The 23,765-nt window shown below is 48.0% G+C and carries 20 protein-coding genes, 2 tRNA genes, 2 other RNA genes and 1 pseudogene; 11 read left to right on the forward strand and 14 right to left on the reverse strand.

Annotated elements, in window-relative coordinates:
* Positions 1-66: 66 nt before the first annotated feature.
* The gene (locus WM95_RS13055) at positions 67-510 is read left to right on the forward strand and encodes an Lrp/AsnC family transcriptional regulator (RefSeq protein WP_029740417.1); all 444 of its coding nucleotides are present in this window, start codon (positions 67-69) and stop codon (positions 508-510) included.
* 118 nt (positions 511-628) lie between these two features.
* On the opposite strand, the gene WM95_RS13060 is transcribed toward WM95_RS13055, so the two are convergent.
* The 6 genes from WM95_RS13060 to WM95_RS13085 form a co-directional block, all read right to left on the reverse strand.
* Positions 629-759, reverse strand: a non-coding RNA gene (locus WM95_RS13060) — RtT sRNA.
* Between the two features lie 45 nt (positions 760-804).
* Positions 805-935, reverse strand: a non-coding RNA gene (locus WM95_RS13065) — RtT sRNA.
* A gap of 45 nt (positions 936-980) precedes the next feature.
* Positions 981-1,065 (reverse strand) — tRNA-Tyr (locus tag WM95_RS13070).
* A gap of 35 nt (positions 1,066-1,100) precedes the next feature.
* Positions 1,101-1,185: transfer RNA gene (locus WM95_RS13075), tRNA-Tyr, on the reverse strand.
* Positions 1,186-1,342: 157 nt separating this feature from the next.
* The gene (gene purU, locus WM95_RS13080) at positions 1,343-2,185 is read right to left on the reverse strand and encodes a formyltetrahydrofolate deformylase (protein WP_023312104.1); all 843 of its coding nucleotides are present in this window, start codon (positions 2,183-2,185) and stop codon (positions 1,343-1,345) included.
* 46 nt (positions 2,186-2,231) lie between these two features.
* Positions 2,232-2,690: a YchJ family protein gene (locus tag WM95_RS13085; RefSeq protein ID WP_032656686.1), complete on the reverse strand. Its 459-nt coding sequence runs from the start codon at positions 2,688-2,690 to the stop codon at positions 2,232-2,234.
* 114 nt (positions 2,691-2,804) lie between these two features.
* Between WM95_RS13085 and rssA the strand changes: the two genes are divergently transcribed.
* The 3 genes from rssA (at position 2,805) to galU (ending at position 5,921) form a co-directional block, all read left to right on the forward strand.
* The gene (gene rssA / locus WM95_RS13090; RefSeq protein WP_023312102.1) at positions 2,805-3,707 is read left to right on the forward strand and encodes a patatin-like phospholipase RssA; all 903 of its coding nucleotides are present in this window, start codon (positions 2,805-2,807) and stop codon (positions 3,705-3,707) included.
* 91 nt (positions 3,708-3,798) lie between these two features.
* A complete protein-coding gene (gene rssB, locus WM95_RS13095; protein ID WP_023312101.1) occupies positions 3,799-4,812 on the forward strand; it encodes a two-component system response regulator RssB in 1,014 nt (337 codons plus the stop codon).
* A 200-nt stretch (positions 4,813-5,012) separates the two neighbouring features.
* Positions 5,013-5,921: a UTP--glucose-1-phosphate uridylyltransferase GalU gene (gene galU / locus WM95_RS13100; protein ID WP_008502780.1), complete on the forward strand. Its 909-nt coding sequence runs from the start codon at positions 5,013-5,015 to the stop codon at positions 5,919-5,921.
* A 201-nt stretch (positions 5,922-6,122) separates the two neighbouring features.
* Here the strand turns inward: galU and hns are convergent, their stop codons facing one another.
* Positions 6,123-6,536: a histone-like nucleoid-structuring protein H-NS gene (gene hns, locus WM95_RS13105; RefSeq protein WP_088544799.1), complete on the reverse strand. Its 414-nt coding sequence runs from the start codon at positions 6,534-6,536 to the stop codon at positions 6,123-6,125.
* A 549-nt stretch (positions 6,537-7,085) separates the two neighbouring features.
* On the opposite strand from hns, the gene tdk reads away from it, so the two are divergent.
* Positions 7,086-7,700 (forward strand): thymidine kinase, encoded by a 615-nt coding sequence (tdk, locus tag WM95_RS13110; protein WP_063409353.1) that lies wholly within the window; start codon positions 7,086-7,088, stop codon positions 7,698-7,700.
* 68 nt (positions 7,701-7,768) lie between these two features.
* On the opposite strand, the gene adhE is transcribed toward tdk, so the two are convergent.
* Positions 7,769-10,447 carry a bifunctional acetaldehyde-CoA/alcohol dehydrogenase gene (adhE, locus tag WM95_RS13115; protein ID WP_059446810.1) on the reverse strand — a complete coding sequence of 893 codons (2,679 nt, stop codon included), beginning with the start codon at positions 10,445-10,447 and terminating at the stop codon, positions 7,769-7,771.
* A gap of 478 nt (positions 10,448-10,925) precedes the next feature.
* Between adhE and WM95_RS13120 the strand changes: the two genes are divergently transcribed.
* The 5 genes and pseudogenes from WM95_RS13120 to oppD form a co-directional block, all read left to right on the forward strand.
* Positions 10,926-11,573, forward strand: a complete 648-nt coding sequence (locus tag WM95_RS13120; protein WP_023312098.1) for a YchE family NAAT transporter — start codon at positions 10,926-10,928, stop codon at positions 11,571-11,573.
* A 770-nt stretch (positions 11,574-12,343) separates the two neighbouring features.
* A complete protein-coding gene (oppA, locus tag WM95_RS13125) occupies positions 12,344-13,975 on the forward strand; it encodes an oligopeptide ABC transporter substrate-binding protein OppA (RefSeq protein ID WP_059446808.1) in 1,632 nt (543 codons plus the stop codon).
* 84 nt (positions 13,976-14,059) lie between these two features.
* A complete protein-coding gene (gene oppB, locus WM95_RS13130; protein WP_008502786.1) occupies positions 14,060-14,980 on the forward strand; it encodes an oligopeptide ABC transporter permease OppB in 921 nt (306 codons plus the stop codon).
* A 14-nt stretch (positions 14,981-14,994) separates the two neighbouring features.
* Positions 14,995-15,903 (forward strand): oligopeptide ABC transporter permease OppC, encoded by a 909-nt coding sequence (gene oppC, locus WM95_RS13135; RefSeq protein WP_023312096.1) that lies wholly within the window; start codon positions 14,995-14,997, stop codon positions 15,901-15,903.
* Positions 15,904-15,914: 11 nt separating this feature from the next.
* Positions 15,915-16,049: pseudogene (gene oppD / locus WM95_RS27190) on the forward strand (oligopeptide ABC transporter ATP-binding protein OppD); the annotation flags it as partial.
* Positions 16,050-16,098: 49 nt separating this feature from the next.
* On the opposite strand, the gene WM95_RS13145 reads toward oppD, so the two are convergent.
* From WM95_RS13145 to WM95_RS13155, 3 genes are read right to left on the reverse strand one after another with little or no spacing between them, the layout of a single operon-like run.
* On the reverse strand, positions 16,099-19,179 hold the full coding sequence (locus WM95_RS13145; RefSeq protein WP_011787830.1) for a Tn3 family transposase: 3,081 nt from the start codon (positions 19,177-19,179) through the stop codon (positions 16,099-16,101).
* 23 nt (positions 19,180-19,202) lie between these two features.
* Complete coding sequence (locus tag WM95_RS13150; RefSeq protein ID WP_011918375.1) at positions 19,203-19,514, reverse strand: type II toxin-antitoxin system RelE/ParE family toxin; 312 nt, start codon at positions 19,512-19,514, stop codon at positions 19,203-19,205.
* The gene (locus WM95_RS13155; protein WP_011787805.1) at positions 19,514-19,774 is read right to left on the reverse strand and encodes a type II toxin-antitoxin system Phd/YefM family antitoxin; all 261 of its coding nucleotides are present in this window, start codon (positions 19,772-19,774) and stop codon (positions 19,514-19,516) included. Before WM95_RS13155 ends, WM95_RS13150 begins: the two co-directional genes overlap by 1 nt.
* A 169-nt stretch (positions 19,775-19,943) precedes the next feature.
* On the opposite strand from WM95_RS13155, the gene WM95_RS13160 reads away from it, so the two are divergent.
* Positions 19,944-20,564, forward strand: a complete 621-nt coding sequence (locus tag WM95_RS13160; RefSeq protein WP_011787804.1) for a recombinase family protein — start codon at positions 19,944-19,946, stop codon at positions 20,562-20,564.
* A 117-nt stretch (positions 20,565-20,681) separates the two neighbouring features.
* Here WM95_RS13160 and WM95_RS13165 read toward each other — a convergent pair whose 3' ends face one another.
* The 3 genes from WM95_RS13165 to WM95_RS13175 all read right to left on the reverse strand — a co-directional run bounded on the left by WM95_RS13165 (position 20,682) and on the right by WM95_RS13175 (position 23,484).
* Positions 20,682-21,014 (reverse strand): TraR/DksA family transcriptional regulator, encoded by a 333-nt coding sequence (locus WM95_RS13165; RefSeq protein WP_011787803.1) that lies wholly within the window; start codon positions 21,012-21,014, stop codon positions 20,682-20,684.
* A 90-nt stretch (positions 21,015-21,104) separates the two neighbouring features.
* Complete coding sequence (locus WM95_RS13170; RefSeq protein WP_011787802.1) at positions 21,105-21,959, reverse strand: universal stress protein; 855 nt, start codon at positions 21,957-21,959, stop codon at positions 21,105-21,107.
* A 34-nt stretch (positions 21,960-21,993) separates the two neighbouring features.
* Positions 21,994-23,484, reverse strand: a complete 1,491-nt coding sequence (locus WM95_RS13175; RefSeq protein ID WP_011787801.1) for a SulP family inorganic anion transporter — start codon at positions 23,482-23,484, stop codon at positions 21,994-21,996.
* Positions 23,485-23,765: the final 281 nt, after the last annotated feature.

Raw genomic sequence — 23,765 nt, forward strand, 5'->3', positions numbered from 1 at the left:
GTCGGGTTTTACAGGGGTGAGATAAGGTGAAATGCAGTGATGGCTTTTTAAAATTAGGTGAAAAGGATGGAATACCTTCTCGATGATATCGACCGACAAATTTTAGCCTGTCTGGTCGAAGATGCGCGCATGTCTTTGAAGGTGCTCAGCGGACGCATCGGTCTGACTTCCCCCAGCACGGCAGAACGCCTGAAAAGGCTGGAAGAGCGCGGTGTGATTCAGGGGTATGGCGCACGGGTGAATCTGGCGGCGCTGGGGTATACGCTGCAGGCGCTGGTGCGCGTGCGGCCTTTGCCGGGGTTGTTGCATAAGGTGGATAAATACATTCAGGCGATGCCGGAGTGTATTGAGAGCGACAAAGTCACCGGGGAAGATTGCTTTGTGATTAGGCTGGTGGTGCGATCGATAGAGCAGCTGGATGTGTTGCTGGACGGCCTGGCGGAGCATGCCCAGTGCAATACGTCGATTGTGAAGAGTTCGCCGGTGAAGCGTCGTTTGCCGCCGATGTAGGCTTCTGGTTTCTGTTTCCGGGTGGCGGCTGCGCCTTACCCGGACTACAAAGGCTTCCTCGTTACAGAAATGCATGATGCGTGGTGCGAACAGAAAGTTTGGAGTTATTTGAAAGTGATGGTGGTGGGGGAAGGATTACTCGGCGCGTTGCGCCTCGCCCTTCGGGTCGTTGCCTGCGGCAACGCTTTCTCGCTACGCTCGAATCGAACCTTAATCGAAGCTTCTCATCCTTCCCCGTTACGGAAATGCATGATGCGTGGTGCGAACAGAAAGTTTGGAGTTATTTGAAAGTGATGGTGGTGGGGGAAGGATTACTCGGCGCGTTGCGCCTCGCCCTTCGGGTCGTTGCCTGCGGCAACGCTTTCTCGCTACGCTCGAATCGAACCTTAGTCGAAGCTTCTCATCCTTCCCCGTTACGGAAATGCATGATGCCTGGTGCAAAAAGGAGATTCAGAGTCATTTGAAAGTGATGGTGGTGGGGGAAGGATTCGAACCTTCGAAGTCGATGACGGCAGATTTACAGTCTGCTCCCTTTGGCCGCTCGGGAACCCCACCAGGGGTAATTCAAATTTTGAGGTCATGCTGAGAGATGGTGGTGGGGGAAGGATTCGAACCTTCGAAGTCGATGACGGCAGATTTACAGTCTGCTCCCTTTGGCCGCTCGGGAACCCCACCACGGGGTAATGCTTTTTACTGGCCTGCTTCCTGCTGGAAGCGGGGCGCATCATATCAAATGAGGCGCCCCTGTAAAGCATTCCTTTAGGGAAATGAAGCTGTTTGCCTGCTTTTTATCCGTAAAGGCGCAAAGCTAATCAATTCATTTTCCGAAAGATTAAAGAATGATGGTTCTGTTGCCGTAGACAAAGACACGCTGCGCCAGTACCTGATACAGCGCACGGCTCAGCACGTTCTTCTCAACGTCACGCCCTGCACGCATCATGTCCTCGGCCGTGTAGGTGTGATCCACGTGAATCACGTCCTGCATGATGATTGGACCTTCGTCCAGGTTGTCATTCACGTAGTGTGCGGTTGCACCGATGATCTTCACGCCGCGCTCGTACGCCTGGTGGTAGGGACGCGCGCCAATAAAGGCTGGCAGGAACGAGTGGTGAATGTTGATGATCTTGTTCGGGAAACGCGCCACGAAGGATGGCGTTAACACGCGCATGTATTTCGCCAGCACCACGTAGTCCGGGTTATGCGCTTCAATGGCCTGGGCCATCAGATCGTCGTGTTCTTCACGGGTATGACCTTCGTGGCTAACCAGCTCAAACGGAATATCAAAACGCTCGACCAGCGTGCGCAGCGTCTCATGGTTGCCAATAACGGCAGCTATTTCCACGTCCAGACCGCCGTAGTTTGCTTTCATCAGCAGGTCGCCCAGACAGTGTGCTTCTTTTGTCACCAGGATCACGATGCGGCGTCGACCGGCTGGGGTCAGCTCGCGTACGGAACCTTCCGGAAGCGCGCTGTCGAGATCGGCAAGCAGGGTGGTGTCGTTGAAAATACCTTCGAGTTCGGTACGCATAAAGAAGCGGCCGGTACGGTGGTCAACGAACTCGTTGTTCTGCACGATATTCAGTTCATGTTTGTAGCAAATGTTGGTAATTCGTGCGATCAGTCCTTTTTGATCGGGACAGATGGTGCGCAGAACTTTACGTTGTAATGATTGCATCGCCGGGAAATCCTGTTTGTATTTGCGAAGTCTGGGTTGTCAGGCATTACTGCCCGCAACACTTTTTAAATTTTTTACCTGAACCACACGGGCAGGGATCGTTACGACCAAACTGTGGGCGCGTTCCGTCAATATAATACCACTGCCCGCTTTCCTTTAAGAACCGGGAACGCTCGATAATGGCGCCAGGTTTATTATTCTCGGTAAAACGAGCAACAAAGCTGACGTAACCTTCATCAACATGGCTGCCCGTTGAGGATTCATAGACGGTAAGGCCGAGCCACTGCGTGTTCGCGAAGCCGGCTTCGATGTCCTGTCTGAATTCGGCAGCCTGGCAGGAGGGATGCCAGGTTTTAATCAGGTAGTCTGCGTCTTTGATCACAAAAGCAGTGTAACGTGAACGCATGAGGTGTGACGGGTCTGGTGCAACCTGATCGCCAGACAGATATCGCTGGCAACATAGGCTATACTCCAGAGCGCTACCACAAGGGCAGAGTTGAGACACGATTCTCTTCCTGGAACAAATAATAAAGGCGTAAAACGCTTCGGGTAGCACTATGTTAACTGAGCTGTTGCGTTGACGCTATGTCAGGAATCCAGGGGAAGTAAAACAGGGCTAATGAGAAAGGTTAAAATTGGACTGGCGCTGGGCTCAGGTGCAGCCCGGGGATGGTCGCACATCGGCGTGATTAATGCCTTAAACAAGATGGGCATTAACGTAGATATTGTCGCAGGTTGTTCAATAGGATCGCTTGTCGGCTCCGCTTACGCGTGCGGGAAGCTTCCGGAACTCGAGACCTGGGTGCGTTCCTTCAGCTACTGGGACGTCCTGCGTCTGATGGACCTTTCGTGGCAGCGGGGTGGGCTGTTGCGCGGCGAACGCGTCTTTAACCAGTTCCGCCAGGTGATGCCTCTCGAAGACTTTACTGATTGTCAGATGCCCTTCGGCGCCGTCGCGACGAACCTCAGCACGGGACGCGAGCTTTGGCTAACCGAAGGGGATATCCATCTTGCCGTGCGCGCCTCCTGCAGCATGCCGGGGCTCATGGCGCCTGTCCCACACAACGGTTACTGGCTTGTCGACGGTGGCGTCGTGAACCCGGTTCCCATCTCTCTGACCCGTGCAATGGGGGCGGATATCGTAATTGCCGTCGACCTCCAGCACGACGCCCACCTGATGCAACAGGACCTCATGCCGGTCAATCTCCAGAGCGAAGATGCCGAGGGCGAGAAACTGGCCTGGCATGAGCGCCTGCGCGGCAGAATCGGGCGCATGGCCGCGCGACGCTCGGTTGCCGCGCCGACGGCGATAGAAATCATGACCACGTCAATCCAGGTTCTGGAGAACCGCCTTAAGCGCAATCGTATGGCAGGCGATCCGCCAGATATTCTTATTCAGCCTTACTGTCCGCAAATCTCTACTCTTGATTTCCATCGGGCTGAGGCCGCCATCGCAGCGGGCTCGTTAGCCGTCGAAAAGAAAATGGACGAATTGTTGCCTTTTGTGCAAACAGCACGTTAAGCACCTTTTTTTGACTACTTCAGCAAAATCTGACAGGCGATAGTGCCGATCGCATGCCACTATTTAGTTACTGTCAGCCAGGGGAGGAACCATGACGCAGCCATTGGCCGGAAAACACATTTTGATTGTAGAAGACGAGCCCGTTTTCCGATCGCTACTGGATTCGTGGTTATCCTCGCTGGGAGCAATCACTTCACTCGCTGAAGATGGTATCGACGCCCTGGAAAAAATGATCAGCATTACGCCCGATTTGATGATTTGCGACATTGAGATGCCGCGCATGAATGGACTGAAGCTGGTTGAACATCTGCGTAACGAAGGCAACCAGACGCCGATTCTGGTGATCTCTGCCACAGAGAATATGGCGGATATCGCCAAAGCATTGCGTCTTGGCGTCCAGGATATTCTGCTTAAGCCGGTCAAGGATCTGAACCGGCTGCGAGAAACGGTCTTAGCGTGCCTTTATCCGAATATGTTTAATTCCCGGGTAGAGGAAGAGGAGCGTCTTTTCCAGGACTGGGATGCACTGGTGAGTGATCCTCCTGCTGCGGCGAAACTGTTGCAAGAACTTCAGCCGCCCGTACAGCAAACTATTTCGCACTGCCGCGTAAATTATCGCCAGCTGGTGGCGGCTGACCAGCCGGGACTGGTGCTGGATATCGCACCATTATCTGATTCCGACCTTGCGTTTTATTCTCTGGATGTCACCCGTGCGGGGGATAATGGCGTATTAGCCGCGTTGCTTCTTCGCGCGCTATTTAATGGTTTGCTGCAGGAACAGTTATCGCATCAGGGACAACGGCTGCCGGAGTTAGGCAGTTTGCTTAAACAGGTAAACCAGCTTTTTCGTCAGGCTAATTTGCCCGGACAGTTCCCGCTGCTGGTCGGTTATTACCACAGCGGTTTAAAGAATCTGATCCTCGTCTCAGCGGGTCTCAACGCTTCACTGAATACCGGTGAACATCATATTGAGGTGAGTAACGGTGTGCCGCTTGGGACATTGGGTACGGCGTATCTTAATCAAATTAGCCACCGCTGTTCCTCCTGGCAGTGCCAAATTTGGGGCGCCGGGGGACGGCTGCGCTTAATGTTGTCCACGGAATAAGCAATTGGATCTTAATTTTAAGATTGCTTTACCTGTGTTTTACGGGGAGTGCTACTATCGCTGCCCAGTTTCATGCGTATTTATCCTAATTGATCGGCAACGCGTTCTTTTCAGACCCGAACTGCGGGACGAGGCTGATATACTCAACGCGTTATTTATTGCATAAAAGTTCAAAACTTGAACAGCTCAGGAGAATTTGAATGGCTGCCCTAAATTCGAAAGTCAGAAAGGCCGTCATCCCGGTAGCGGGATTGGGGACCAGGATGTTACCAGCAACTAAGGCAATTCCTAAAGAGATGCTGCCTCTGGTTGATAAGCCATTAATCCAGTATGTCGTTAATGAATGTATCGCAGCCGGCATCACTGAAATTGTGCTGGTTACGCATTCATCAAAAAACTCTATCGAAAACCATTTCGATACAAGCTTTGAACTTGAAGCCATGCTGGAAAAGCGTGTTAAGCGTCAGCTGTTAGAAGAAGTTCAGTCTATTTGCCCGCCGCACGTTACCATTATGCAGGTTCGTCAGGGCCTGGCTAAAGGTCTGGGCCACGCTGTGATGTGCGCACATCCTGTTGTAGGTGATGAGCCTGTAGCGGTAATTCTGCCTGACGTAATTCTGGACGAATACGAATCCGATCTTTCTCAGGATAACCTTGCTGAGATGATCAAACGTTTCGACGAAACCGGCAGCAGCCAGATCATGGTTGAGCCTGTTGAAGACGTGACGGCATACGGTGTGGTTGACTGCAAAGGCGTTAACCTTGAACCGGGCGAAAGCGTGCCAATGGTTGGCGTGGTAGAGAAGCCTAAAGCCGACGTAGCGCCTTCAAACCTGGCCGTTGTAGGTCGCTATGTCCTGAGCGCTGAAATCTGGCCTCTGCTGGCGAAAACGCCTCCAGGAGCGGGGGATGAGATTCAGCTGACGGATGCCATTGATATGCTGATCGAGAAAGAGACCGTTGAGGCTTACCATATGAAAGGTAAGAGCCATGACTGCGGTAATAAGCTTGGTTATATGCAGGCGTTCGTTGAATATGGTATTCGCCACAATACTCTTGGTGAAGAATTTAAAACCTGGCTCAAAGAGAGCGTAGGTATTAAGAAATAAGCCACGGTTACATATGTCCGAAACCGGTGAGGCGCTGCCCACCGGTTTTTTTATGCCCTAAACACTTCTGAAACCTGTCTCTAAGTACAGTTATTAAAATTGCCAAATAATGCTTTATGACAGAGTGTAAGGGGTTGTTTGCGACAAATTTAGGTTAAAAAAAATCCCGCATTACGCGGGATTTTTCTGAATACGGTTGGATTAATCCTTGATCAGGAAGTCGTCCAGCTGTTTGCCTTGTTCGTCCATGGCTTTCTTGATAACAGCAGGAGTGCGGCCCTGGCCAGTCCAGGTTTTAGTTTCGTCGTTCTCGTCAACGTAGCTATATTTAGCAGGACGAGCAGCACGCTTGGCTTTAGTACCGGTTTTAGCTGCAGCCATGCTGTTCAGCAATTCATTTGGATCGATACCATCAGCAATCAGCATTTCACGATATTGCTGCAGTTTACGAGTACGTTCTTCGATTTCAGCAGCAGCTGCGCTTTCTTCTTCACGACGTTCATTAACTACAACTTCTAATTTTTCCAGCATTTCTTCAAGCGTTTCGAGGGTGCATTCTCTTGCCTGCGCACGAAGAGTACGGATGTTGTTCAGAATTTTAAGTGCTTCGCTCATTGTAGTAATCTCAAACTTATAATGGGGGGTGGTTTGTTGACCTAATAATAGAGCCATAAATTCAGTTGTGCAATAGCCAGGAATGTAAGGAATTCAAAAAATACTAAATAATGCCGCTATTATTAATTACGCTAACTTAAATTTCATCACCCAACAGTCTCGTTTGTTATCAGCTAACCCGGCTGGACCCGGTCGATTGCATCTTTTTTTTGTGACATTTACCGCAGGAATTATAGTTGCGGCGGAGAAATATCAGCCTTTTGTATTAGTTCCCCACCGTGATGTTAAGACTGTAATAGTTAATAAATAGTGAATTTTAAAGAACAGGGATTCCACTATAAAAAGCAGTGTTATGTTTGGCTGAACATATAACATATTGGCCGGGCAGAAGGAGTTTACTTCATGTTTTAACGGGCTATTTTCATGAAAAGAAGGTTGTGAACTCCACGCTGAAACGCTTCTTCTGTGTGCTGCATCGCTGATGACCAGACAAATTATGGTACAATGAATCATCGGGAATATTACACATTGAATAGGGTTTTACGGCCAATGGCACAACTTTATTTCTACTATTCGGCAATGAATGCCGGGAAATCCACCGCGTTGCTGCAATCCTCGTACAATTACCAGGAGCGTGGGATGCGTACCGTTGTTTATACGGCTGAAATTGACGATCGCTTTGGCGCAGGGAAGGTGAGCTCAAGAATAGGGCTCTCGTCGCCTGCCAGACTGTTTAACCCGAAAACCGATCTGTTTGAGGACATTCGTACAGAACATGCTTTGCAGCCCATTCACTGTGTTCTGGTAGATGAAAGCCAGTTTCTGACGCGTGAACAGGTTCATGCCCTTTCAGAGGTGGTCGATGAGCTTGATATTCCCGTGCTGTGTTACGGCCTGCGTACTGATTTCCGCGGTGAGCTCTTTGCCGGTAGCCAGTATTTGCTCGCCTGGTCGGATAAGCTTGTCGAATTGAAAACAATCTGCTTCTGCGGTCGCAAAGCCAGTATGGTGCTTCGCCTCGACCAGGCCGGAAAACCTTATGCAGATGGTGAGCAGGTGGTGATAGGCGGTAATGAACGCTATGTTTCGGTCTGTCGTAAGCATTATAAAGAAGCGTTAGTTGTAGGCTCGCTGACGGCGATTCAGCACGACAACCGAAAATAACATCTGCCTCATTATTCAGGCATAAAAAAAACCCGCCATAAGGCGGGTTTTTCATCTGCTGCGGTCAATTAAGCGCTTTTCTTCGCTTTCTTGTCCGCTTTGATGACAGGAACTTCTGTTTTCACAGCGGCAACGTCACCTTCTTTGAATTCACGACCGTAGTAGGTATCCAGCAGAATCTGCTTCAGCTCGGAGATCAGTGGGTAGCGCGGGTTAGCACCAGTACACTGGTCATCGAATGCATCTTCAGACAGCTTATCTACATGAGCGAGGAAGTCAGCTTCCTGAACGCCTGCTTCACGGATAGATTTAGGAATACCCAGCTCAGCTTTCAGGCTTTCCAGCCATGCCAGCAGTTTCTCAATCTTCGCAGCAGTACGGTCGCCCGGTGCGCTCAGACCAAGGTGGTCTGCGATTTCAGCGTAACGACGACGCGCTTGCGGACGGTCGTACTGGCTGAAAGCAGTCTGCTTGGTTGGGTTGTCGTTAGCGTTATAACGGATAACGTTGCTGATCAACAGGGCGTTCGCCAGACCGTGAGGAATGTGGAACTGAGAACCCAGTTTGTGCGCCATAGAGTGGCAAACACCCAGGAAGGCGTTCGCAAACGCGATACCGGCGATGGTAGCTGCACTGTGAACTCGTTCACGTGCTACCGGGTTTTTAGACCCTTCGTTGTAGGACGCTGGCAGGTTTTCTTTCAGCAGTTTCAGAGCCTGCAGAGCCTGACCGTCAGAGAACTCAGATGCCAGCACAGAAACGTAAGCTTCCAGGGCGTGAGTTACCGCATCCAGACCACCGAACGCACACAGTGATTTCGGCATCTCCATGACCAGGTTCGCATCAACGATAGCCATGTCTGGGGTCAGTGCATAGTCAGCCAGTGGATATTTCTGACCTGTTGCATCGTCCGTTACTACTGCGAATGGCGTAACTTCTGAACCGGTACCGGAAGTGGTGGTTACCGCGATCATTTTCGCTTTTACGCCCATTTTCGGGAACTTGTAGATACGTTTACGGATGTCCATAAAGCGCAGCGCCAGTTCTTCGAAGTGGGTTTCAGGATGCTCATACATGACCCACATGATTTTCGCGGCGTCCATTGGGGAACCACCACCCAGTGCGATAATCACATCTGGTTTGAAGGAGTTAGCCAGTTCAGCACCTTTACGCACAACGCTCAGGGTAGGGTCAGCTTCAACTTCAAAGAACACTTCAGTTTCAACGCCAGCCGCTTTCAGTACAGAGGTGATCTGGTCAGCGTAGCCGTTGTTGAACAGGAAACGGTCAGTCACGATGAGCGCACGTTTGTGGCCATCAGTAATCACTTCATCCAGCGCGATTGGCAGTGAGCCACGGCGGAAGTAGATAGATTTCGGAAGTTTGTGCCACAACATGTTTTCAGCTCGCTTAGCAACGGTTTTCTTGTTGATCAGGTGTTTTGGACCAACGTTTTCAGAGATGGAGTTACCACCCCAGGAACCACAACCCAGAGTCAGGGAAGGTGCGAGTTTAAAGTTGTACAGATCACCGATACCACCCTGAGAAGCAGGGGTGTTAATCAGGATACGTGCAGTTTTCATCATCTGACCGAAGTGGGCAACGCGTTCTGGCTGGTTGTCCTGGTCGGTGTACAGACAAGAAGTGTGACCGATACCGCCCATGGCAACCAGTTTCTCGGCTTTCTCTACCGCGTCTTCGAAATCTTTCGCACGGTACATGGCAAGCGTTGGAGACAGTTTTTCGTGAGCAAACGGCTCGCTTTCATCAACAACTTTCACTTCACCGATCAGGATTTTGGTTGTTGCCGGAACGGTAAAGCCTGCGAGTTCAGCAATTTTGTAGGCTGGCTGACCCACGATAGCGGCGTTCAGCGCGCCATTTTTCAGGATAATGTCCTGAACGGCTTTTAGCTCTTTGCCCTGCAGCAGGTAGCCGCCGTGGCTGGCGAAACGTTCACGAACAGCGTCGTACACGGAATCGACAACAACAACAGATTGTTCAGATGCACAGATCACGCCGTTATCGAAGGTTTTAGACATCAGCACAGACGCAACGGCACGTTTGATATCAGCGGTTTCATCGATAACAACAGGGGTGTTACCCGCGCCCACGCCGATAGCAGGTTTACCGGAGCTGTATGCGGCTTTAACCATGCCTGGACCACCGGTCGCCAGGATCAGGTTAATGTCCGGGTGATGCATCAGCGCATTGGAGAGCTCAACGGAAGGTTGGTCGATCCAGCCGATCAGATCTTTTGGTGCGCCAGCAGCAATCGCCGCCTGCAGGACGATATCTGCAGCTTTGTTAGTCGCGTCTTTCGCACGTGGGTGTGGAGAGAAGATGATTGCGTTACGAGTCTTCAGGCTAATCAGTGATTTGAAGATAGCTGTAGACGTTGGGTTAGTTGTCGGAACAATACCGCAGATGATGCCGATAGGTTCAGCGATGGTGATGGTACCGAAGGTGTCGTCTTCGGACAGCACGCCACAGGTTTTCTCATCTTTATAGGCGTTGTAGATATACTCGGAAGCAAAGTGGTTTTTAATCACTTTATCTTCCACGATGCCCATGCCGGATTCGGCGACGGCCATTTTAGCGAGAGGGATTCGAGCATCTGCAGCAGCCAGTGCGGCCGCGCGGAAGATTTTATCAACCTGTTCTTGGGTGAAATTGGCATATTCACGCTGGGCTTTTTTAACGCGCTCGACGAGGGCGTTCAGTTCAGCGATATTAGTAACAGCCATAATGCTCTCCTGATAATGTTTAAACTCTTTTAGTAAACCAGCGCTCGATACGTCACACAGTATAGACAGAGCCGATACGACTTGCGTAACACAAAGTAAAACAAAGAGTTACTTTCTGCGTCAGCACACTAATTTACTAAAAGAGCCTTACCTTAGCATCATCCCTTTTTGTCAGGTGATCTCCCTGGGGGCGTAACCAAGATTACTCACTTCTGAGTACGGAAATCATGATCTGCGTCAATTTTCCCCCAAGCTGATACCTTTCAGCAGGGTTATTTCGTTGAGGTTTTTCAAGTGTTAAATAATTACGTAAGTAATGGAAGTGGCGCTGTCATTGATTATACATATATTTAACATCCTGAAATGGTAACGTTTTGCCGCAGATTTCGAGTGAAGTATGCTAATAAAAAGGGTATCTTCAGCGCGATTTCTCATGACAAATTGTCAGTCCCGGGCATGTGTATAAGCGGAGCAAAACGTGATTCAAACGCTCTTTGATTTTCCAACGTATTTTAAATTTTTTATTGGTTTGTTTGCCCTGGTCAACCCGGTGGGGATCATTCCTGTCTTCATTAGTATGACGAGTTATCAGACGGCGGCGGCCAGGAATAAGACCAACCTCACCGCTAACCTGTCAGTAGCTATCATCTTGCTCACCTCCCTTTTCCTGGGTGACGCCATTCTCCAGCTCTTCGGGATTTCGATTGACTCGTTCCGCATAGCGGGTGGGATCCTGGTCGTGACCATCGCCATGTCAATGATCAGCGGTAAGCTGGGCGAGGATAAACAAAACAAGCAGGAGAAGTCAGAAACTGCCATCCGCGAAAGTATTGGCGTGGTGCCGCTGGCCTTACCGCTCATGGCTGGCCCTGGCGCCATTAGTTCAACCATTGTCTGGGGCACGCGTTACCATAGTCTGATGCACCTGATTGGCTTTTCCGTTGCCATTGCACTTTTCGCGCTGTGCTGTTGGGGAGTATTCCGCATGGCACCCTGGCTGGTGCGACTGTTGGGGCAGACGGGCATTAACGTCATAACGCGTATTATGGGCCTGCTGTTGATGGCGTTAGGGATTGAATTCATCGTTACAGGAATTAAAAGCATTTTCCCCGGTTTGCTGCACTGATATTTCGTATGAAAGAACGGAGCCACGGCTCCGTTTTTTTACGTCATTATCAGTAAATCCTATAACTAAAGTTGAAATGCTCACATATCATAATAAATTCTACTAATAATGTTCATTGCTTGTATTTCAATGAGTTATTAATTCCCGCCAAACCCGCCTGCGCAGAAAACCTTCGATCGAACTGTTATTTTAATCACATGATACTCTGGGGCTTGCTGAGAGATAACCGAAATGATATTAGTAAATTCAACATTCCCCTAGATGAATGTGCTAAATAATAACCAGTTGTTAAATTTTTGTACAAAATCACTCGATGATAGCGCAGCGACGCGCTTGTAGAGAAAATTTTCTCTATCTTATTGAATATCATATTTTTTTATTGAAATTCGATGTCCGGCAAGGCTGCCCTCAACGATGCGGTACTCACCGTAAAAGAGAATTGCTTAACAAATTTGCAAAATGTATTGGCGCGCGTTTACGCCATTTGATACTTTCCGGCCTAATATTTTGCAGCATAAAACAAGCAGATGAGAATTATTTTCATATGGTTCTCTTCTCAGATATCCAGCGCAGGTCTCAAACAGGGGAGGCCTGTAACGAATCGACGCAAGACGGCCATACGAGCGGTCAGTAATAAAAAAGTCGGTGATAGCAAGCAGTAAAAGAAGAACCTGACAGCAGCAAAAAAAACTCCTGCGCTGTACAGGCCCCAACAGGGGATTACACAGCTGGCGAAGGCCAGTCATTATAATGAGTGGAGTACCAACACAATGTCCATCATCACAAAAAAAAATCTGGTAGCGGCGGGGATTTTAACTGCGCTAATCGCGGGCAACGCTGCAATGGCTGCGGACGTTCCTGCAGGTGTTCAACTGGCGGAGAAACAGACGCTGGTGCGTAACAACGGTGCGGAAGTTCAGTCTCTTGACCCGCACAAAATTGAAGGTGTTCCTGAGTCTAACGTTAACCGCGACCTGTTCGAAGGCCTGCTGGTGACAGACGTAGACGGCCACCCGGCACCGGGTGTAGCAGAAAAATGGGAAAACAAAGATTTCAAAGTCTGGACATTCCATCTGCGTAAAGATGCGAAATGGTCCGATGGTACACCGGTTACGGCCGAAGATTTCGTTTATAGCTGGCAGCGTCTGGCGAATCCAAATACCGCCTCTCCGTATGCGAGCTACCTGCAATATGGCCATATTGCCAATATTGATGACATCATCGCGGGCAAAAAACCTGTTACCGACCTGGGCGTAAAAGCGATCGATGCCAATACCTTTGAAGTGACGTTGAGCGAACCTGTTCCGTACTTCTATAAGCTGCTGGTTCACCCGTCCGTTTCTCCGGTACCAAAATCCGCCGTGGAAAAATTTGGTGAGAAATGGACGCAGCCTGCCAATATCGTCACCAATGGTGCCTATAAGCTGAAAGACTGGGTGGTCAACGAGCGTATGGTGCTTGAGCGTAACCCACAATACTGGGACAACGCTAAGACCGTTATTAATCAGGTTACCTACCTGCCAATTTCGTCCGAAGTGACTGACGTTAACCGCTACCGCAGCGGTGAAATCGACATGACCTATAACAACATGCCGATTGAACTGTTCCAGAAACTGAAAAAAGAGATCCCTAAAGAAGTTCACGTCGATCCGTACCTGTGCACCTATTACTATGAAATCAACAACCAGAAAGCACCGTTTACCGACGTACGTGTTCGTACCGCGCTGAAACTGGCTCTGGATCGCGATATCATCGTGAACAAAGTGAAAAACCAGGGCGATCTGCCGGCGTACAGCTATACCCCTCCATACACCGATGGCGCAAAACTGACCGAGCCAGAGTGGTTCAAACAGACTCAGGAACAGCGTAACGCGGAAGCGAAGAAACTGCTGGCCGAAGCGGGCTACACCGCAGATAAGCCGCTGACCTTCAGCCTGCTCTACAACACTTCCGATCTGCACAAAAAACTGGCTATCGCCGTTGCCTCAATCTGGAAAAAGAACCTGGGCGCGAACGTCAAGCTGGAGAACCAGGAGTGGAAAACCTTCCTCGACAGCCGTCATCAGGGCACCTTTGATGTAGCTCGTGCTGGCTGGTGTGCGGACTATAACGAACCGACCTCCTTCCTGAACACCATGCTGAGCGACAGCTCGAACAACACCGCTCACTATAAGAGCCCGGCGTTCGACAAGCTGATTGGCGACACGCTGAAAACCACTGACGAAGCACAGCGTAAAGAACTGTACTCTCAAGCCGAGCAGCAGCTGGATAAAGATTCCGCGATCGTTCCGGTTTACTACTACGTTAACGCCCGTCTGGTGAAACCGTGGGTAGGTGGGTATACCGGTAAAGACCCGATGGATAATATCTACGTTAAAAACTTGTATATTATCAAGCATTAATGGCAATGAGTGGGGCGGGCGTGCTCGCCCCACGGTGTCTAACCAACGTCACATAATATAGGCACACGCCAGAAGGTACGGGCAATGTTGAAATTTATCCTACGTCGCTGTCTTGAAGCGATTCCAACGCTATTTATTCTCATCACGATTTCCTTCTTCATGATGCGCCTTGCGCCGGGAAGTCCATTTACCGGTGAGCGTACGCTGCCGCCTGAAGTCATGGCGAATATCGAAGCGAAATACCACTTGAACGATCCTATCTCCACCCAGTACTTCAATTATCTGAAGCAGCTGGCCCACGGCGATTTTGGACCGTCATTTAAATATAAAGACTATTCCGTTAACGACCTGGTCGCGTCCAGCTTCCCGGTTTCGGCTAAGTTGGGTGCTGCGGCATTCATTCTGGCCATCGTTTTCGGTGTCACCGCAGGCGTTATCGCCGCGCTCAGACAAAATACCAAATGGGATTATGCCGTAATGGGGGTGGCAATGACCGGGGTAGTAATACCCAGCTTCGTTGTCGCGCCATTACTGGTGATGATATTTGCCATCACGCTGAAGTGGCTGCCTGGCGGCGGCTGGAACGGCGGGGCATTGAAGTTCATGATATTGCCGATGGTGGCATTATCTCTGGCGTACATCGCCAGCATCGCGCGTATCACCCGTGGTTCAATGATCGAAGTGCTGCACTCGAACTTCATTCGTACCGCGCGCGCTAAAGGGCTGCCGATGCGTCGGATTATCTTCCGCCACGCGCTCAAACCGGCGCTGTTGCCCGTGCTCTCCTACATGGGACCGGCATTCGTCGGGATCATCACCGGCTCTATGGTTATCGAAACAATCTACGGCCTGCCTGGCATTGGTCAGCTGTTCGTTAACGGTGCGCTCAACCGCGACTATTCGCTGGTGCTGAGCCTGACGATTCTCGTCGGTGCGCTGACCATTCTCTTTAACGCTATCGTCGATGTGCTGTATGCCGTCATCGACCCGAAAATTCGTTACTAACGCTGGAGCACGCCATGATGTTGAGTAAGAAAAACAGCGAGGCGCTGGAAAACTTCAGTGAAAAACTGGAAGTAGAAGGTCGTAGCCTCTGGCAGGACGCGCGCCGTCGCTTTATGCACAACCGTGCAGCGGTTGCCAGTCTGGTTGTTCTGGTGATCATCGCGCTGTTTGTAACCCTGGCGCCGATGCTGTCGCAATTTACCTATTTCGACACTGACTGGGGCATGATGTCCAGCGCGCCGGATATGGAATCAGGCCACTATTTTGGCACGGACTCCTCTGGACGCGACCTGCTGGTGCGTGTCGCTATCGGTGGCCGTATCTCGCTGATGGTCGGTATTGCTGCCGCGCTGGTCGCGGTGATCGTGGGTACGCTCTATGGCTCACTTTCCGGCTACCTCGGCGGCAAAATAGACTCGGTAATGATGCGTCTGCTGGAAATCCTGAACTCCTTCCCGTTTATGTTCTTCGTCATCCTGCTGGTGACCTTCTTCGGCCAGAATATCCTGCTGATCTTCGTGGCCATCGGGATGGTGTCCTGGCTGGATATGGCGCGTATTGTTCGCGGCCAGACGCTGAGCCTCAAACGCAAAGAGTTTATCGAAGCCGCGCAGGTAGGCGGTGTGTCCACCGGGAATATCGTGGTTCGCCATATCGTTCCTAACGTGCTGGGCGTGGTGGTGGTATATGCCTCACTGCTGGTACCAAGCATGATCCTGTTTGAATCTTTCCTGAGCTTCCTGGGTCTCGGCACACAAGAGCCTCTGAGCAGCTGGGGCGCGCTGCTGAGCGATGGCGCAAACTCGATGGAAGTTTCACCGTGGCTGCTGCTTTATCCGGCGGGTTTCCTGGTCGTTACCCTGTTTTGTTTTAACTTTATCGGCGATGGCCTGCGTGATGCCCTCGACCCGAAAGACCGTTAAGGAGCGCCGTCATGACAATTATTGAAACGGCCACTGCGCCACAGGCGCAACAGCAGAATAACCTTTTGCTGGATGTGAAAGACCTCCGCGTGACCTTTAAAACGCCGGACGGGGATGTTACCGCCGTCAACGATCTCAACTTGGCTAAATTTGCCCAACGCGCCAAAAATGTAAAGTTAGCTTTAAATTCTAAAATCACTCACTTGAATTCTCGTTCTCAATCAGCGCTTGCTTCCAATATTCTGGTTCAGCATATCGAGCAACCAATGCATCGATATCTATTTTTGAGGTTGATGGACTAAACTCAAAATTGCCATACATATTGATGTGCTGCCATGCAACGGGCGAAATACTGTGAAGCTGAGCCAGTGCATTTTGATCTCCTACTGTTTGCTTCTGTTCATAGACACGAGATAGCAGCACTGTGTTGTAGTAAATGACCGCGTTGGTGATGAGCCGAGAGCATTCATTCCATATTTGCTGCTCCTCTTCTGTTTTTACTCTGAATTTTCCACCGTTAACAAATGCAACTGCTCGTCTAAGACGATGATAGGCTTCGCCACGATTTAATGCTTTTTGTACACATTGACGTAAGCCAACATCGTCGACAAAGTCGAGAATGTATAGCGTTCGGCATATGTTTTCCAACTCCCATAATGCTTTCTTGGTCTGATTCTGACGCGAATAGCTCGAGAGTTTGCGAACAATCGTGGCTTGAGTAACATCTTTTTGAGCTAGCGATGCCATGATCCGTTGAATATTGGGCCATTCACGTTCAATCAATTCATCGTTGGTTTTTCGGGCAGGCTTTATTAGCCAGTCACCACACTCATTGGGATGTTGTGAGCCGACTAACGTATCCATTTTCTTATGCAAATCACGATAACGAGGTGCAAAATGATATCCAAATGCATGCAAAATCCAAAAATTAACCTGATTGGTGCCATGGGTGTCAGTGGAATGCCGTTCTGGCTTTATATCAGAGGTATTGTTATGCAATAAATCGAAAACGTAATGGCTTTCATGTTCGTGAGTCCCAATAATCTTTGCATTTATAGGAACATGATTTGCAACCAACGTGTAGGCGCTGACACCTTTCTGTAAACCAAAATACTTGGGAGAATATCGAGCGTTAAGGGTGTTAATTTGCGTTTCTATCCGCTGACCATCGCTACTTGAATGAAGTGTGTCCTGAATATCATAGAGATGAAATGCGGGTAGCTGGCTGGTCGCATTACTAATCGCATCATTAGCCGCTCGTAATGTCTCCAAGCGTAGATAATTTCTTGATGTCCCCGCCATTGATGCTGAGCTAAGGCCTGAAACCTCAGCCATTTTTGCTAACCCCATGTTTGTTCCCATCGCAACAATACAGGCGAAAATTTCACGGGGATCAGCTTCATGCTTTACATAACGATCTAATACATGGGTAAATGCATTTAAAAATCCAGTATTACCCGCAACAAACCACAGTAGATCCGCAATACCAATTCCTGGTAACTGGCTGTAAAAATCGCTATTAACGGATTCATCACTGCTCGGATAAAGCAGCTTCCAACGACGCTTTTCGGCAGCCCCAATTACTTTAATATGTTTGTTGACCCCATCAGAAATATGTTGGTTAATCGCACTATAACGTGCTGCTAGCATAGTATGAAATACAGCCAGAGTATCTTGGATAGGGGCCAATAAAATGGGTGCACCAATATCTTGCAATACTCGTTCTTTATCCTGCCATCTAAGATCGCTTATTAAGTCATCTTCAAAGCGGCGAAATTCATTACTATGTTTAACGTACACATCACCCGCTTCCAGTGAGTTGCGTAGTAGGCGATAGACCAAAAACTCATAGCGATCTACATCAAGCGTTTTAAATGTTTTGCCCTCTTTACTAAACAAATATCGGCGTAAACCTTTAGGAATAATCTCAGTCGGAAATGAATTAGGGTCAGTTTGCCTTGGTGATTTTTCTGTGCGCAATAAGTTTTGTAAAAACGCGATAGCTTCAAGCAAAGGAGAGTCTTCTACACGTCCGGCAAAATCCAGATCAGTAAAAAGTTGCCTTAAGTTACGTTTGAATGTGGCGGATAATTTTGTGTAATGTGACCATTCAAATGCCGTTTTGTCGAAAGCAATATTGCGTAAGTAATCAGCAACTAATGGGAATCTCTCTTGTTCAAGCAATGCATAGGCTTTTTCTTTAATAATGGAAAAAGGTGTGTCATCGGTGATGGTGTCATCCGTAAACAGGCTCAATACATGACCCGCAGCCTGTAAATTTTTCGCTGCATTGGTAACCGCATTATTCATTGCTTCTTCAGCGGCACGCTTGGCCTGTTTCTCGTATTGATCGACCCAATGGAGCAATGCTTCAATTAAGTTGTCATTAATTTGCTGAAACCGATGAAAAGCAAAAAACAGCAGATATAACTGTGCAGTCTCTTTTTTCATGCGTTGAAGTTTATAAGTGGTATAAAACTTAACCATAGAAGCATAATACTTGCCGCTTTCATTGGAGATCCCCGCTGTTATGAGGAACTGCTTGGCAAACTCATGTAGAGGCTGGAAAAACTGCCGCCGTGCGACTTCATGTCGCAATTCTTTATAACTGAAATCTTTAGCTTCATGTTTTAATGCGCTGACGCGAAATACTCCTGACTCAGCCCGAAGCAAAGCCGCTAATTGCTGATCGATAAGTGAAGTCATGCAAGTGCTAAGTAATCGAGCAATACGGGTGCGTTCATAAGCCACCACTCTACCAATCATCTCTTGCATATACCGATAACTGGGCATGACAATACGGTGTAATGCTAAGTATTGGGTTAATTCACGAAAGATAAAGATAGGTTGTGTCGATAACATCGCAACCCGCTGTGCTTTATCTTCCAAATCAACTTTTACCTCATTATCACATTGTTTATACTGGAATAAATCAAGAATTGCTCGTTGTTGTTCAGCCCTAATCGGTCTTGAGGGACTTTTCAGTCTTGAAAGCGTTTTGGTGGGAAAGTACAGCGCGGCAATGTAATCCAAGTCATTTAGTACTGACGATTCTTGTTCATAACTGAAAAACTGCCGTTTGGCTTTGAAATAGCCCAGTTGCAATACTAAATGGGCTGCCACAGAAAACGTTCGGGTATTGTCGAATAGCTCGCGCTCTTTAGCACTTAAGTCAAAATATAATCGACGATCATCATCTGAGAAATGAGGTAATCCAAACAGTTCATCTATTTCATCAGTTGACAAAATAGATAGCCGCCGAACATCATTTTTCATGGTGCCCTCCCTATTTCACTACATCAAATAATTTCCCGCTCCGCGAGATGTGCAAGTGGAACCATACTTTTATGTAAGATCCCAAATACAACGAATTGATGCTCATGTTGGATGTAATAGATGACATGACTTGAATAAGGGAAGCTAAACACATTCATGCGTACCTCGGGTCTATTTTTCCCAAGGGTGGGTGTTTCAGCCAGCAGTTGAATCGTTTGTCTAAGTCCTGATAAATAGGTCTTCGACTGAGTCGTTCCCCATTGGGCTAACGTAAAGCGGTGAATACCTATCAGATCAGATTGTGCATCGGGCGTTAAATGATAAGTTACCGGCATTAGTCATACTGCCCTGCGGCCAGCTCATCAAAAAAGGTATTACCATCAACCAAATTGCCCATTTTGATGTCAGTTATGGCTTTCACCGCTTTGGATTGAAGCAAATGTAATTTTAGTGTCTCGATACTTTGGTATGCATCAGCTGAAATAACAACGGCCACAGGCTTGCCATTTTTATTAATTTGGATTGGAGCTTGTTGAGCTTTGAGCAACAAATCTCCAAAGTGAATTTTTGCTTCATTGGCTGAAAGAGTGTTCATTTATCACCTTTAAACGAATCGTTCGATTCGCTCAATTTACACCAGTTGGGCGATAAAAGTCAAAAATGCACCCTATCAAAATGTATACTATTTGATAGCTCTGGTTATTACCTATCAAAACTACTATCATAAGTGCATTATCAAAACCTTTAAAGAGATATGGTGATTTATGTCCAAAGTTGGTTATGCTCGAGTGAGTTCCACGGGTCAAAGCTTAGAAGTGCAACTGGGCAAGTTACATCGAGCTGAGTGCAATAAGATATATCAAGAAAAACGCAGTGGGAGGACGGCTGAACGGTCTGAATTTCAATCTTGCATGAGTTATTTACGTGAAGGGGATACCCTAGTGGTAACCCGACTCGATCGTCTTGCTCGCTCAGTCGTCCACTTAGCCCAGATTGCTTCGCGTTTTCAAAGTGAAGGTATTGATTTGCTCGTTATCGATCAGAACATTGATACGAGCACTTCGACTGGGAGACTCATGTTCAATATGTTGGCTGCTATTGCTGAGTTTGAAAATGACTTGCGGACAGAGAGGCAAGCTGAAGGTATCGCAAAAGCACATGAAAATGGAGTTAAATTTGGTAGGCCTGTAAAACTTACGGACACCTTAAAACAAGCAATTTATGATAAAAGAGCTGAGGGGGCCACTATTGGTCAGCTTGCCAAGGAGTATCACCTTGGAGAAGCTTCTATTTATCGGGCAATAAATTCAGTTAAGCAATCAATTGTTTCCCCCTACTCGATAGATGTTAAAGAGCTGCGAGATTATGGAAAATATAAAACGTGATTGATACTGACTATTGTATGTATTGACGTTTAAAATTAGCCTTACTGTATTAACGTAACATCAATAGGTATGATAAATTTTCCTTATCTAAAGAGCCTTAGCCTAACATTAATATTTCTACGAACAGTTAATGCAGCGAGTCACGGTAGGATCAAACATAAGCCGATTCAAATCGATATCTTCACCACAGACAAAACAGCTGCCATATTCATCGCTATTTATGCGCAATAATGCACCTTCAATAACTTGTAACTGATGCTGCTTGCGTCTCGCAGTTTCTAATTCCATTTGCTGTCCTTGCAATGCATCTATACGTGAAAGACGTCCGAGTCGTGATTGGTCAAGTTCGACAACTTGCACATCACTCGTTTGTGCTGCAATCTGCGCTAACAAACTTTCCAGCATTTGCTGTAACTGTAAATGCAGTTGTTGCTTTAGCTGCTCGTTCATTTCACCTCCAAACTTAAGCGTCAGAACCTATCTCTATTACTATGCACTAACCAGCGTCTTGGATACTGATTAGTGCAATATCAATAGCTGTTAGCGCAATAATAATAATGGGATATGGCTTTTACTGATCATCTTTGTGGTATTGCTTCCCACAAAAAACTCTCTTATCCGCGAATGGCCGTAGGCCCCCATCACCATAAGATCGATGTGATGCTCAAGTTGATAGATCTCAAGAGCCGTTTGAACTTCTCCCTGACAAACAGCGGTAACCACATTGAAATTCGCCGCCATCAGAGATTCGGTCACCAACGCCAGTTCTGCTGTCGCCTGTGATTGAGCATCAGACACCATCACCAAATGACATTCAAGCCCTTTTAAGAGTGGACTTGTTAGCACTTGATTAAGGGCTTTTTTCGCAGTAATGCTGCCATCGTAGGCAATCATAAATCGTTTCGGTGCTTCAAACTCTGTCATCACCACTAAAATAGGCTGCTTAACTGTGCGAATGACGTTTTCTAGATGGCTGCCAATCGCCTGCGCTTGATCTTGATGTTGCTCCCCTTGACGCCCCATCACCACCAATCTGGCATGGGATTCTTGCTCTAACAGGGTTTCGACTAAATCGCCGTGACGCTGCAAGGTTTTAACCACGACTGCAGGTTGTGCCTCCACGATGCGCGTTTGCGCATCTTGCAACATATACTTACCCTGCTCGAGTGCCAGCTTGCCCCGGCGCGCTTCGAGCTCAACCATTTCATTGAGCAAGTGCTCCCGTGTACCTAGGCCAATATTTCCCGACAGATCTGACTCTATCGGATAGGCTGACTTATCCAATACATGTAATAGGATTACAGGGGCATTCAGTTGAAAGGCGGCCCAGCCACTGGCATCACATACAGCGGATGTCACATTTGAACCGTCAATACAAGCAATCACATTTGTCATCGTTTTATTCCTTTGTTGTTGTGTTGCTAATGGCTTAGTGACCAGACATCATTTTTTCAACTTCTTCTGGCTTATCGTGTACCCCAAATTTATCGACTATGGTGGCACTGGCTTCGTTAAGGCCAATCAACTCAACCTCAGTCCCCTCGCGGCGGAATTTAATCACTACCTTGTCGAGGGCCGATACCGCGGTAATATCCCAAAAATGTGCTTGAGATAAGTCGATAGTCACTTTATCAACCACTTCCCTAAAATCGAATGAATTACTGAACTTATCTGATGAAGCAAAAAAGACTTGTCCAATAACCTGATAATGGCGACCAGTGTCAGCAGCAGTCGTTGTACTCTTAACCACCATAAAACGTCCCACTTTATTAGCAAAAAATAGGGACGCGAGTAATACACCTACAAATACCCCAATTGCTAAGTTATGGGTAGCGACCACGACCACAACCGTCGCCACCATCACAAGGTTGGTTGACATAGGATGATGCTTAAGATTACGGATTGAATCCCAAGAGAATGTACCGATAGCCACCATGATCATCACGGCAACCAGTGCCGCCATAGGAATAAGCTTTAACCACTCTCCTAAAAACACCACCATCACAAGTAAAAAAACGCCTGCAGCGAAGGATGATAAACGTCCGCGACCACCCGATTTAACGTTGATGATCGACTGACCAATCATAGCGCAACCAGCCATACCGCCCATTAAACCCGCGCCGATATTGGCAATACCTTGGCCCTTACACTCGCGATTCTTATCGCTTTGGGTATCGGTTAAGTCATCAACTATGGTGGCGGTCATCATAGATTCCAGCAAGCCCACCACGGCAAGGCCGGCCGAGTAAGGGAAGATGATCATCAGAGTTTCAAGGGTCAAGGGCACTTCAGGCCAGAGGAAAATAGGTAAAGTATCAGGCAGTTGTCCCATGTCGCCGACAGTACGAATATCTAACCCCATATAAACCGCAAAAAGCGTTAATCCGACAATACACACGAGAGGCGAAGGTACGGATTTACCAATCACAGGGATGAGTGGGAATAGGTAAATGATACCGAGGCCAGCTACCGTCATCGCATATACGTGCCAAGTCACATTGGTCAGTTCGGGCAACTGGGCCATAAAGATCAGAATCGCCAGTGCATTCACAAAACCCGTCACCACAGAGCGGGAGACGAAACGCATCAAGCTACCGAGTTTTAAGTAACCCGCAGCAATTTGCAGCACACCGGTTAATAAGGTCGCCGCGAGTAAATACTCAAGGCCATGTTCCTTTACTAAGGTCACCATTAACAGTGCCATCGCGCCTGTTGCGGCAGAGATCATGCCAGGACGGCCACCAGTAAAGGCAATAACCACAGCGATACAGAATGAAGCATATAGGCCGACCTTAGGATCGACACCTGCAATAATAGAAAAGGCAATTGCCTCAGGGATTAACGCCAGCGCTACCACAATACCGGCTAACAGATCTCCGCGTATATTGGAGAACCACTCTTTTTTCATGGTTTGAATCATGTTACTCACTCTGATTAAAATTAAATCAATAACAAAAGCTAACGCTAGCCATATACACAGATGTGCAAAGACAAGAGCTTTTTCGTCAACGTGACGAATCAATATTAGATTTATGGAGGTACAACAAAAGCTACCGAAGGGTAGATACTACGAACGGATCTGAGCGATCCAAAATGAAGGGGGTTAAACTAATGCGGCTTAAAGCTCATTACAGAAATTATCCTTACAACAGGTAAAATGAGTAAAATTTTGATTTTTAGCTATATACAGAAACACAATAT

This window comes from Enterobacter cloacae complex sp. ECNIH7, from assembly GCF_002208095.1.
GTDB classification, from domain to species: Bacteria; Pseudomonadota; Gammaproteobacteria; order Enterobacterales; family Enterobacteriaceae; genus Enterobacter; species Enterobacter cloacae_M.